Origin of the sequence: Providencia sp. PROV116 (assembly GCF_028482485.1) — a bacterium.
GTDB classification, from domain to species: domain Bacteria; phylum Pseudomonadota; class Gammaproteobacteria; order Enterobacterales; family Enterobacteriaceae; genus Providencia; species Providencia rettgeri.
The window spans coordinates 24903-37760 of the sequence record NZ_JAMPQO010000020.1; the positions used below are offsets into that span (position 1 = coordinate 24903).

Consider the following 12858-nt stretch of genomic DNA (forward strand, 5'->3'; position numbering starts at 1 on the left):
TCATATCAGAAAAAAATGACTTTGGGGGATTTTTCTGAAATTTAATTACAGCCTTATTTTTATTAATTTTTCTTATTTAAGTATTGTTTCAGCGCAATATATCGTCGATTCAGCACTTTTAAGACATGAATAATGTTTAAGAATTAAATCATCAGAATAAAAAACAGAAAATGAAGGGGTAAATTAAAAATATTCATAATGCATCGGCGCCCTCAATACCACCAAGAACACCAATACACCTGAAAAATGATTATAAAAGTTGAGAGAGCCGGTTGAGATCCGACTGAATAGCGCCAGCGGTCACATCTCGGCCTGCTCCTGGCCCACGGATCACCAATGGGTTGTCTCGATACCAACGGCTCTCGATAGCAAACACATTGTCACCCGGTAATAATGAGGCCAGAGGATGTTCCGGTTTCACGGCTTCCACACCGACTTTTGCTTTACCTTTTACTGCATCAAACCGTGCCACATAGCGTAGCACTAACCCTAGTTCTTGCGCCGCTTCTAAACGTTGCTGCATCTGCTCATTAATAATGGCGCTATTTTCAAAGAACTCATCGAGTGAACCCGTCTGAGCCTGTTTCGGTACTAAAGATTCCACTCTCACATCATCGGGTTCGATGTCATAACCTGCTTCACGGGCTAAAATAATTAATTTTCGCATGACATCTTGCCCTGATAAATCAATGCGTGGATCTGGTTCAGTTAACCCTTGCTGCCAAGCTTGCTCTACTAGCTCGCTAAATGGGATTGAGCCGTCAAACTGTAAAAATAGCCATGATAGTGTTCCGGAAAAAATACCACTGATAGCCAGAATCGAATCACCACTTTCTTTTAAGTCCCGTACCGTATAGTTAATCGGTAACCCAGCCCCTACTGTCGCGTTGTATAGCCAGTGACGATCTGTTTTCGAAAACGCATCGCGAATTTGACGATATTGTGCCGTTTGCGCTGCCCCTGCAATTTTATTTGCACTGATCACATGAAAACCATAACTCGCAAAATCCACATAGTTATCTGCCAGTGTCTCACTTGCGGTGACATCTAATACCACTAAATCATCATAAGGATGGGAACGCATCCATAAAAATAGGCTATCGTCCTCATGCTCTACGGCTTCGTCATCAAAGAAAGCCAGCGCACGGCTGGGGTCAATCCCTTGGTAATTCAGCAAACTACGGCGGCTGTCTACTACACCTGCTAAGACAAAATCAAAGTCGCTACGTGCCGAAATCTTGTGTTGCTCCGCAGCAAAAAGTTCTAACCAACGCGCGCCAATATTCCCTTTACCAAATAACACTAAACCAATGCGTTTTTCTGCACGGAATAAGCTCTGGTGCATCCCTTGAATTAAGTGCTCTGTTTGGTTAGAACGCAAAACAGCGACTAAGCTGATGGAATCCTCTGAATGCCAAATAAATTCAACAGGCTGCCCTTTTAATTCCTCATAAAAGCGGTGGCTATGTAATGGTTTTTTACACACACCTGCACCGACTAGTGCAACCAAAGAAAAACCTTCACGTAATGATAATGACCCCGGCAACCCGGCTTCTTCAAGGGTATTTAAGGCACTTTCGACAATTTCGGAGGTATAACATAATTGCAGTAAAGAACGGTCATGATGAATACCACGCGCCAAAGGACGCAATTGAGCGCGCTTAAGTAATAAATCCACATCTTTGCAGATTTGTTTAAAATCACGGCCGGCAGCGATGCGCAATTCAATTAAGCACACATCATCATGGCTAGTCACTATTTTTGCCCCTGCTCCTGAGGCGAGTACCCGTTCAATTTTTGTTGAGCCCTGCTCCGGTTGGTAGCTACACCTTAATTGCAAATCAATATTGCTCACAGAAACGGGTTGTAAAGTACGTGTATGTAAAACAGGAGCCGCTAAGCGCGCCAATTCACTGGCTTCATCTAGGCGCAATAAGGGCAATAAACAGGCATCTTTCACTTTACGAGGGTCCGCGCTATATACTCCAGCGACATCACTCCAAATCGTTACTTTTCCCACATCTGCCAGTGCACCGACTTGTGTTGCAGAATAGTCACTCCCATTACGCCCAAGCAGTACCGTCTCACCTTGCTGATTACGCGAAATAAAACCTGTCACGACAATACGTCGGTTCGGTAACTGAGTTAACTGTTGTTGCAATAAATAACGCGATTGTGTTTCATCGACCTGCGGTTGTGCCGCACGCTCAGCGCGTAAAAATAAACGCGCATCTAACCAAGCACTCGTCATGCCGACCTGTGCAAGCACCTCAGCCATAAGGCGCGCAGACCAAATTTCACCGTGCCCTACCACTTCTGCATAAGTCGCATCATTAGTCGGTTTATCCAACAGCGCGCTTAAACGCTCTAAATCGTGAATAAATAATTGACTTAATTCTACGGCTTTTTGTTCCGGTAAAAGAGATTCAATTAAATCAAGTTGATAGCGGCGTAACGACTGTTGAGCTTGATGAGCCGAAATACGATCACTTTGGCTTAATTTTAACCAGTTGATCAACTGATTAGTTGTACTACCCGCGGCAGAAACCACCATTAAATCACCGGGTTGACTATAGTTTGCCATAATTGCTGCAACGCGTTGATAGCACTTCGCATCGGCTAAACTACTGCCCCCAAACTTATGTAACTGACGGTGACAAGGAGCCACCTCAACCGCTGTTAGTACACTCATCAAAAACTCCGCTAACGTTGTCCCGCAACCTGAAATGCGTGATCTAAGTCTGTGATTAAATCCTGAGGATCTTCAATCCCCACTGAAATTCTTAGCAAGCTATCTGTAATCCCCGCTTGCGCACGAGCTTCTGCTGACATACCTGCATGCGTCATTGTCGCAGTATGGGAAATCAATGTTTCCACCCCACCCAATGACTCCGCCAATGTAAACAGGCTAAGTGAGCGAAGAAAATGGCGAAGTTGTGACTCATCACCTGCAAATTCAAAACTCAACATGGCGCCAAAACCTTTTTGTTGTTTCAGCGCTATTTCGTGCCCAGGATGATCTTCCAATGCAGGATAATACAATTTTTTCACTAAAGGCTGCGATTTAAGATATTTTACGATCTCTTGTGCGTTTTGCTGTTGCTGTAACACACGAGGGGATAGAGTTCGGATGCCTCTTAATAATAAGTAGCTATCAAAAGCGCCCCCAGTGACACCAATATTATTCGCCCACCACGCTAATTCTATTGCCCATTTTTCCTCTTTGGCAATCACTACACCAGCCACAATATCTGAATGACCATTAAGGTATTTTGTACATGAATGCACAACAAAGTCAGCCCCTAATGACAGTGGTTGCTGGAGGATAGGGCTTAAAAATGTATTGTCGACAACCACTAACGCGCCAACATCATGCGCTAATTGCGCAATATGCTGTATATCAAAAATTCTTAATAATGGGTTACTGGGTGTTTCAATTAAGACTAATTTAGGTTTTTTAGCGAGCGCAGCTCGTAATGCAGATTCATCACTTTGATCGACAAATTGCACTTGGTAAGCCCCACGCTGACTTTGGCTATTAAATAACCGATAACTTCCACCATAACAATCATGAGGTGCAACTAATAGATCACCGGGCTGTAAAAAAACAGTACAGAGTAAATGAAGCGCTGACATCCCACTGTTGGTCATTACTGCGCCGCTCCCCCCCTCAAGCTGTGCCAATGTTTTTTGCACAATATCGCGACCTGGATTTCCACGGCGTGAGTAGTCATGTGCGCGAGGCTCATTAAAATCAGTGAAGTTATAGGTGCTAGACAAATAAATGGGAGGCACAACACAACCAAATTGTTGGTCATCATTTAATCCATTATGAATTGCGATGGTTGACGGCTTGTAAGTCATAAACGCTTCTCCTGAACAGTGATAGGCCAAATCATACCCATCGGATGTTTAGACGTCAACATATCTAGACGTCTAAACCTCTTTACGTTTATATCAAGTAATGGAATAATCAGCCTTAATAATTATGTGTAAATTGATAGTCAATCGCATAAGTGGATTTAACTTGTTAATTTTAAACATTATTTTGTATTAAAATAAGTGAATCCTCATCGAACATATATGCAGATATTCTCGATTTAGAGCTTAGAATAAGTTCCTATTAAAAAGAATATGTATATTATTTTTAATTATTACTGAAAATATCCAAGGTAACCCATGGCTGAATGGAATGGTGAGTATGTCAGTCCGTATGCTGAACATGGCAAAAAGAGTGAGCAAGTAAAGAAAATTACAGTATCTATTCCTTTGAAGGTACTAAAAATTTTAACTGATGAGCGTACTCGCCGTCAGATCAATAACTTACGTCATGCCACTAACAGTGAATTACTGTGTGAAGCATTTTTGCATGCATTCACAGGCCAACCACTGCCAAATGATGAAGACTTGCGTAAAGAACGTAATGACGAGATCCCTGAAGCCGCAAAAGAAATCATGCGCGAATTAGGTATCGACCCTGAAACGTGGGAATATTAATCCTAATTAGTCGCCATTACGTGCCTCAAAGTTTTAACTACGTCGCAAACCTTGCGACGTAGTGCCTTTCCTTATGTTTTATTCAAGATAGCTATAACTATAATGGCGATACGCTCAAGTCTAAAGTCAAAGTACGCAGTAATGACATCATGTTTAGTGTCGTTTATCGCTTCTAATTTCTTCATTTAGACATAAAAACGCTTATTTTGGGCATTAAAAAAGGGAAACTCAGTTTCCCTTTTTTTCGCATTTCACAAGTTCGATTATTTTTTAGAACCTGGGATGCTGAAACGTTGGTTGAAGCGATCAACACGACCACCAGTCGCAACATCACGCTGTTTACCAGTATAGAACGGGTGGCAGTTACCACAAACGTCCAGGTTCAGCGAGTGACCAGCAGTTGAATTAATTTTCATTACATTACCGCAAGAACAAGTTGCAGTAACTTCTTCGTATTTAGGGTGAATACCTTTTTTCATGGGAGAACCTCTATTAAGGCCGTGTCGCCATTCCAGCCCTAACGCCGGACACCACACGTCGTGTTGATTGAATTTAATATATTGGTAAAAATAAATACCAAAGGCGGCGGATCATACAGAAATTCTGTTTATCACGCAATGAAAACTGAGTAAATTTTGTGGTACTCTAGTCAACAATCGCTCGCATTATCGCATAAAAAATAGACGGAAACCCAGATATGATCGTCGTTCAGGTGGCTTTACCTGTCCCATTAAACCGCACATTTGATTATCGCCTTCCTGATAACATGCCACTGCCAGTGATTGGCAGCCGTGTTATGGTGCCGTTTGGCAAGCGCCAAGCCCTAGGTATTGTGGTAAAACACAGTGATAAAAGCGAGTTTGCTGAAGATAAATTAAAAGCTATCGAACTGGTTCTCGACCATCAAACGCTCTTCCCTGATGATATTTGGCAACTATTATTGTGGTCTTCCCAATACTATCACTACCCAATTGGCGAAGTACTATTCCACGCATTACCCACCCTATTGCGCCAAGGTAAACCTGCAGAATTTACCCCTATTTGGCAATGGCAAGTGACAGATGAAGGCTTAGCCGTTGACCTTAATGAGCTCAAACGCTCCCCAAAACAACAGCAGGCCCTCGCACTTTTACGTCGTAGACCCGTTTATCGCCATCAAGTGAATGAGCTTGAAATCAGTGAAAGTGCTCTACAAGCACTGAAAAAGAAAGCTTATATTGAGTTACATCCCGTTCAACCGACGAGCGAAAAATGGCAACCAAACTTTACAGTTTGCGGTGAACGGTTGCGGCTTAATAGTGAGCAAGCCACCGCTGTCGGTGCTATACGCGCTGAAGATAACCAATTTTCGCCATGGCTGCTCGCAGGGATAACGGGGTCCGGTAAAACAGAAGTGTATCTGAGCGTATTGGAAAATGTTCTTGCTCAAGGTAAACAAGCTTTAGTTTTGGTGCCTGAAATTGGCTTGACCCCACAAACTATCAGCCGCTTTCGTGAGCGCTTCAATGCGCCTGTTGATGTTTTACACTCAGGGCTGAACGATAGCGAACGTTTAGCAGTTTGGCTACGCACCAAGCAAGGTCAAAATGCCATTATTATTGGTACACGTTCGGCACTGTTCACGCCTTTCGCCCACCTTGGCATTATTATTATTGATGAAGAGCATGACAGCTCATACAAACAACAGGATGGTTGGCGTTATCATGCACGTGATTTAGCCGTTTTACGCGCTAAAAAGAACAATATTCCTATTGTGATGGGCACTGCGACGCCATCGTTAGAAACCTTACTAAATGTACAGCAACATAAATATCGGCAATTAAATCTCACTATTCGTGCCGGTAATGCACGCCCTGCGGCTCAACATCTTATTGACTTAAAAGGCCAGCCACTAAAATTTGGCCTTTCTCACTTATTAATTCAACATATTAAAGAACACCTTGCACAAAATAATCAGGTGATTTTATTTTTAAATCGCCGTGGTTATTCCCCAGCATTAATTTGCCATGAATGCGGATGGATTGCTGAGTGCCAGCGCTGTGACCACTATTACACCTTACATCAAAATTTCCATCAATTACGCTGCCACCATTGTGACAGCCAGCGCCCAATTCCTCACCAATGCCCACAATGTGGCTCAACGCATTTAGTGCCTGTTGGAATGGGAACTGAGCAACTTGAGGAAGGTATTTGTGAACTGTTCCCTGACACTCCCGTTACGCGTATTGACCGTGATACCACGAGCCGTAAAGGCGAACTGGAACAACATTTAAATCAAGTACATGAGGGGGGAGCTCGAATTCTTATTGGCACACAGATGTTAGCCAAGGGCCACCATTTCCCTGATGTCACCTTAGTCGCCTTATTAGATGTTGACGGAGCTTTGTTCTCGAGTGATTTTCGTGCAGCCGAACGGTTTGCTCAATTATACATACAAGTTTCTGGCCGAGCAGGGCGAGCCGGTAAACAAGGTGAAGTGTTCTTACAGACCCACCATCCCGAACACCCACTGTTGCTCACACTGCTTGAAGAGGGTTACAACGCATTTACCCAAGAAGCGATGGAAGAGCGCAGAATCGCCATGCTACCGCCTTACACCAACCATATATTGATCCGCTCAGAAGATCACAATAACCAAGATTCGCGTCAATTTCTGCAAAATGTGCGGCAATATATAACCCAACACCCACAAAGTGATGCAAAAATGTGGATTTTAGGCCCCTCGCCGTCGATTCAAGCTAAACGTGGCGGCCGATTCCGCTGGCAATTGCTATTGCAACACCCTTCGCGACTTTATTTACAACAGTTTATGGCGAAACTATTGCCAGAAATTCTTCAACAACCAGAAAGCCGCAAAGTAAAATGGAATATTGATGTGGACCCAACTGATTGTTAACCCATGAACAATGTTAAAGGATTCATTTTATCTAGCCATTTAACTTTATAGGCTATAACCAATATTGTCTTTGCAGCATATTGATAACTTTGAATTATTTACCCTATAATGCTAAACAACTAAATTGAGCGCTTTTTACACACATTGAGTTTCATTTATCTTTTTACCCTTAGAATTATTTTCAAAATTTGCGAAGCAGCTCTAAAAAATGACGCAAGTCACACTTTTTATGCAAACTAGGTAACAGATATTATTGAGAAACCAATTAGAATAGCTACTAATAATGACGTACTTGCGCCATTCAAAAAAAGCAAACGATTAAATCAATCTAAGGAAGGCGTTGTGGAAAGTAAAAAACACAATAACACGGCAACGATGAAAGATGTTGCTAGTGCCGCGGGCGTTTCGACAGCGACGGTGTCAAGAACACTCATGAACCCGGAAAAAGTTTCTTTGCAAACACGCCAAAAAGTCGAACAAGCGGTGATGGATGTTGGTTATTATCCTCATAACCTTGCTAGAAGCTATAAGCGCAATGAATCAAAAACCATTCTTGTGCTTGTTCCCAATATCCGCGATCCGTTCTTTAGTGATGTCGTCTGCGGGATTGAAGAAATCGCTGCTCAAGAAGGCTATTTTGTTTTGATTGGAGACTGTAAACACCAAGAAAAACAAGAAAATGCTTTTATTAATCTCATTATTACTAAACAAATTGATGGTATGGTTTTACTGGGTTCCAATATTCCGTTCGATATCTCAACGGAAGAGCAGAAAAACCTTCCTCCGATAGTGATGGCAAATGAATTTGCGCCTGAGCTAAAACTGCCTACTGTGCATATCGATAACCTCACGGCTGCATTTAATGCGACACATTACCTGCAAAAACAAGGCCATAAACTGATTGCTTGTATTGCAGGCCCTGATCATATGCCTTTAAGTCAATACCGTTTAGAAGGTTATAAAAAAGCCATGTTGCGCACAGGTGAAAAATTGCGTGAAAATTATATTATTCGTGGCGATTTTACCCATGAAGGTGGCGCTGAAGCCGTGAAAACATTAATGTCACTTCCCGAACCACCTACTGCTATCTTTTGTCACAGTGATATCATGGCGATTGGTGCGGTGTGGCAAGCGAAAAAAATGGGCTTGAAGCTCCCTGATGACCTTTCTTTTGTTGGTTTCGATAACTTAGAGCAATCAAAATACACCTTGCCAGCCCTAACAACTATTAATCAACCTCGTGCTGAAATTGGTCATCATGCGATGCAATTACTGCTTGAGCAAATCCATGGACACAATGTAAACCCGGGCTCACGTCTCCTAGATTCTGATTTAATCATCAGAGAGAGCACAAAAGCGCCTAAAAGCTAGTCAAAGTTGTTCAGGTTAAGTAACATGTTAAGCCAAATGATGACGAACAATTGATAACTAGTGAATTAATAGCGTGGCACAAAAAGATTATGTAGCTCGGGGGCGCTCATCCGCCCGTAAAAAAAGCAAAGGTAAATCAAAGAAAGCACAAGGACTACCAATGACAACATTGGTTGTTGCTGTGGCAATTGTCGTGCTATTTGTTGGCGGCCTGTTTTATATCACTCAAAATAAAAAGGACACACCGCCCCCCCAAGTTGTCACACCAACAACACCGGGAAGTACGCTTCCACCAAAGCCTGAAGAACGTTGGCGCTATATTAAAGAGCTCGAACGCCGTGGTGTGGATATGCCAAATATTCAACAACCGAGTACTGGCAATAATATTGTGCGCCCATCAGATTTAACACCTGAACAGCGCCAGCTATTAGAACAAATTGATTCTGACAGACGCCAGCCTGTCACTAACTTGCAAGAAATCCCTGCAAACGGTAAACCAGTACCGCGCTCCCAAGTGCTCATCAATGAGCCAACTCAACCTATCGAGCCAGTACAACGTAAACCGGCGGTCAATATCCCTCCAAAACTTGAGGCTCAACCAACCGCGCCCGCAGCTCAGCCACAAACAGCACCAAGCACTAAACCGACAAACAGCTTGCAAAATATGGTTGTTCAATGCGGTTCATTCCGTACAGCAGAACAAGCTGAATCTGTGCAAGCTACTTTGGCATTCTCAGGTATTGAAAGCCGTGTAAGCGCAGGTGGAGGTTGGCACCGTATCGTTTTAGGGCCTTATTCCAAGTCCACTGCCGAAAAAATGCGTGACCGCGCAGCAGGTGCAGGTGTTTCCGGTTGTATTCTTCGTGCTTCTGGGGGTTGAAAAATTCCTCCTTCCCCCCCATGTACTGTTTTAATGTACTCATGAGCGGTACTTTGTGGCTTCAACCTAGTTCAAGTGATAGTTAATTAGACAACTATCACTTGAATTTATTCTTTTGAAAATCACATACAACCGCATTTTTTTGTAATAAACCAGGGGCTAACTCATGACAACAATCGTAAGTGTTCGCCGTAATGGCCAGGTCGTAATTGGTGGTGATGGACAGGCGACGATGGGTAATACCGTCATGAAAGGCAATGTCCGCAAAGTTCGCCGTTTATACAACGACAAAGTCATTGCCGGATTTGCCGGTGGCACCGCAGACGCATTCACATTATTTGAACTGTTTGAGCGCAAACTCGAACTTCATCAAGGCCATTTAACGAAAGCAGCCGTTGAACTTGCTAAAGATTGGCGCACTGACCGCATGCTTCGCAAGTTAGAAGCCTTGTTAGCTGTCGCCGATGAACACACTTCACTGATCATTACGGGTAATGGTGATGTGGTTCAACCGGAAAATGACTTAATTGCTATTGGCTCCGGTGGCCCATATGCGCAATCAGCCGCACGTGCTTTGTTAGAAAATACAGACTTAAGCGCCAAAGAGATCGCTGAAAAAGCACTCGCTATTGCAGGTGATATCTGTATTTACACCAACCATAATGTCAACTTTGAAGAAATTTCTTCAAAATCATAAGGATTGCTAGTATGTCCGAAATGACTCCACGCGAAATTGTCAGCGAACTCGACAATCATATTATTGGCCAGAATAAAGCCAAACGTTCTGTTGCGATTGCTCTGCGTAACCGCTGGCGCCGTATGCAGTTAAATGAAGTGTTACGTCACGAAGTCACCCCAAAAAATATTTTGATGATTGGGCCAACAGGGGTGGGTAAAACTGAAATTGCTCGCCGCCTTGCGAAATTAGCCAACGCGCCATTTATCAAAGTCGAAGCGACTAAATTTACTGAAGTCGGCTATGTCGGTAAAGAAGTTGACTCGATTATTCGCGATTTAACTGACTCCGCCGTTAAAATGGTGCGTTTACAGTCTATTGAAAAGAATCGCTATCGTGCCGAAGAAGTGGCTGAAGAGCGTATTTTGGACGTTCTTATTCCACCAGCAAAAAATAACTGGGGGCAGTCTGAACCAACGGATGAGCATTCCCCTGCTCGCCAAGCATTCCGTAAAAAATTACGTGAAGGCCAATTAGACGATAAAGAAATTGAAATTGAAGTTGCTGCATCCCCTATGGGTGTTGAAATTATGGCGCCTCCTGGCATGGAAGAGATGACGAACCAGTTACAATCCATGTTCCAAAACTTAGCAGGCCAAAAGCAGAAGCCACGTAAGATGAAAATCAAAGAGGCATTCAAACTGCTAGTTGAAGAAGAAGCGGCTAAATTAGTCAACCCTGAAGAGCTAAAAGAACAAGCGATTGAAGCAGTTGAACAAAATGGTATTGTCTTCATCGATGAGTTCGACAAAATTTGTAAACGTGGTGGTCAAAGCTCAGGGCCAGATGTCTCTCGAGAAGGGGTTCAACGCGATTTACTGCCATTAATCGAAGGCTGCACCATTTCGACTAAGCACGGCATGGTCAAAACTGACCACATTCTGTTTATCGCTTCAGGTGCGTTCCAAGTTTCGAGCCCATCAGACTTGATCCCTGAACTCCAAGGTCGCTTGCCAATTCGTGTTGAATTACAAGCGCTGACAACTGAAGATTTTGTGCGTATTTTGACGGAACCAAATGCCTCATTAACTGAACAGTATAAAGCGCTGATGGCAACAGAAGGCGTGAATATTGAATTCACGACTGACGGTATTCGTAAAATTGCGGAGTCCGCATGGCAAGTCAATGAGTCAACCGAAAACATTGGTGCTCGTCGCTTGCACACCGTGCTTGAGCGTTTAATGGAAGATATTTCTTTCGATGCCAGTGACCGTAACGGGCAAACTATCCAAATCGATGCAGACTATGTCAGACAGCACTTAGATGAGCTGGTGGCGGATGAAGACCTGAGTAGATTTATTTTATAATCTTATTAATTATCTGGTTTTCATGTATCCTTAATATACATCGACTAAAGTGCAGCTTTTATCGCTGCACTTTTTTCTATTAAATATTCTGCCCATTACATTGAAAATACTCAGGTATCTCTCTATATGATGGGCTATTAAATTATTAAGAACACATCTCTAAAGAGTTTGAATTATAGGTAACTGCATGCAGTCGACATCCACAACAATAAGTCGTAAACAAGCTTGGATTGAAAGTCTCCGCCCTAAAACCCTACCTTTAGGGGTGATTGCGATTGTGACAGGCTCTGCACTCGCTTATTTAACTAATAATTTTAAATGGCCCGTCGCTTTATTAGCACTCATCACGGCGGGTTTATTACAGATTTTATCTAACCTTGCGAATGACTATGGTGACGCAGTCAAAGGCTCTGATACAGCAGAACGTATTGGTCCATTACGTGGTATGCAAAAAGGTGTTATCACGCAAGCGGACATGAAAAAGGCGCTCAGACTAAATATTACAGCAGCCTGCCTTTCTGGCTTACTGTTAATTATTGTTGCGTGCGAAAAGCCAGAGGATGCCATTGGTTTCGTCGCATTAGGCCTTATTGCTATCGTTGCTGCAATTACCTATACCGTTGGCAAAAAACCCTATGGGTACCTAGGGTTAGGGGATATTTCTGTCTTAATTTTCTTTGGCTGGCTAAGTGTTATTGGGACTTATTATTTACAAGCTAATAGTTTTAATATCATCACTGTCCTGCCCGCAACTGCCTGTGGGTTGCTCTCTGTCGCAGTACTGAATATCAATAATATGCGTGATATCGAAAATGATATTAAAGCAGGTAAAAACACCTTAGCGGTACGTTTAGGTCCCCAAGGGGCTCGGATTTATCACACCATTATTATTGTTGCGGCAATTTTATGTTTGGCATTTTTTAACCTAATTTACTTGCACGGGTGGAGTGGTTGGTTATTTTTATTAGCCGTACCGATGCTAATGAACCATTTACGCCGCGTTCTGAGTGACCCTACCCCAGAAGGCATGCGTCCTTTACTCGAAAATATGGTGAAAGCTGCACTCGTGACCAACGTTTTATTCTCCATTGGCGTTGTAATGAGCAAATAACAGTCACTATTTGTCGTTTTTTTGACTTTTTCCGCCTATTTTTAGGCGGCTAACTTTGCC

10 protein-coding genes are annotated in these 12858 nt (G+C 42.9%); 7 read left to right on the top strand and 3 right to left on the bottom strand.

Annotated elements, in window-relative coordinates:
* Positions 1 to 250: 250 nt before the first annotated feature.
* Both PSE72_RS14360 and metB read right to left on the bottom strand, forming a co-directional pair.
* On the bottom strand, positions 251 to 2692 hold the full coding sequence (locus PSE72_RS14360) for a bifunctional aspartate kinase/homoserine dehydrogenase II (RefSeq protein ID WP_115168149.1): 2442 nt from the start codon (positions 2690 to 2692) through the stop codon (positions 251 to 253).
* 11 nt (positions 2693 to 2703) lie between these two features.
* Entirely contained in the window at positions 2704 to 3864 is a 1161-nt protein-coding gene (gene metB / locus PSE72_RS14365) for a cystathionine gamma-synthase (protein WP_109912969.1), read from the bottom strand.
* A 315-nt stretch (positions 3865 to 4179) separates the two neighbouring features.
* Between metB and metJ the strand changes: the two genes are divergently transcribed.
* Positions 4180 to 4497: a met regulon transcriptional regulator MetJ gene (gene metJ, locus PSE72_RS14370; protein WP_004265315.1), complete on the top strand. Its 318-nt coding sequence runs from the start codon at positions 4180 to 4182 to the stop codon at positions 4495 to 4497.
* Positions 4498 to 4760: 263 nt separating this feature from the next.
* Here metJ and rpmE read toward each other — a convergent pair whose 3' ends face one another.
* Entirely contained in the window at positions 4761 to 4976 is a 216-nt protein-coding gene (rpmE, locus tag PSE72_RS14375; RefSeq protein WP_004265313.1) for a 50S ribosomal protein L31, read from the bottom strand.
* A gap of 218 nt (positions 4977 to 5194) precedes the next feature.
* Between rpmE and priA the strand changes: the two genes are divergently transcribed.
* The 6 genes from priA to PSE72_RS14405 all read left to right on the top strand — a co-directional run bounded on the left by priA (position 5195) and on the right by PSE72_RS14405 (position 12798).
* The gene (priA, locus tag PSE72_RS14380; RefSeq protein WP_115168150.1) at positions 5195 to 7393 is read left to right on the top strand and encodes a primosomal protein N'; all 2199 of its coding nucleotides are present in this window, start codon (positions 5195 to 5197) and stop codon (positions 7391 to 7393) included.
* Positions 7394 to 7735: 342 nt separating this feature from the next.
* Entirely contained in the window at positions 7736 to 8764 is a 1029-nt protein-coding gene (gene cytR / locus PSE72_RS14385) for a DNA-binding transcriptional regulator CytR (protein ID WP_272690989.1), read from the top strand.
* Positions 8765 to 8837: 73 nt separating this feature from the next.
* Complete coding sequence (locus PSE72_RS14390) at positions 8838 to 9644, top strand: SPOR domain-containing protein (RefSeq protein WP_115168151.1); 807 nt, start codon at positions 8838 to 8840, stop codon at positions 9642 to 9644.
* Positions 9645 to 9810: 166 nt separating this feature from the next.
* Positions 9811 to 10341: an ATP-dependent protease subunit HslV gene (gene hslV / locus PSE72_RS14395; protein WP_004265304.1), complete on the top strand. Its 531-nt coding sequence runs from the start codon at positions 9811 to 9813 to the stop codon at positions 10339 to 10341.
* Positions 10342 to 10352: 11 nt separating this feature from the next.
* A complete protein-coding gene (gene hslU, locus PSE72_RS14400; RefSeq protein WP_272690990.1) occupies positions 10353 to 11687 on the top strand; it encodes an HslU--HslV peptidase ATPase subunit in 1335 nt (444 codons plus the stop codon).
* 187 nt (positions 11688 to 11874) lie between these two features.
* Entirely contained in the window at positions 11875 to 12798 is a 924-nt protein-coding gene (locus PSE72_RS14405) for a 1,4-dihydroxy-2-naphthoate polyprenyltransferase (RefSeq protein WP_115168152.1), read from the top strand.
* Positions 12799 to 12858 lie beyond the last annotated feature (60 nt).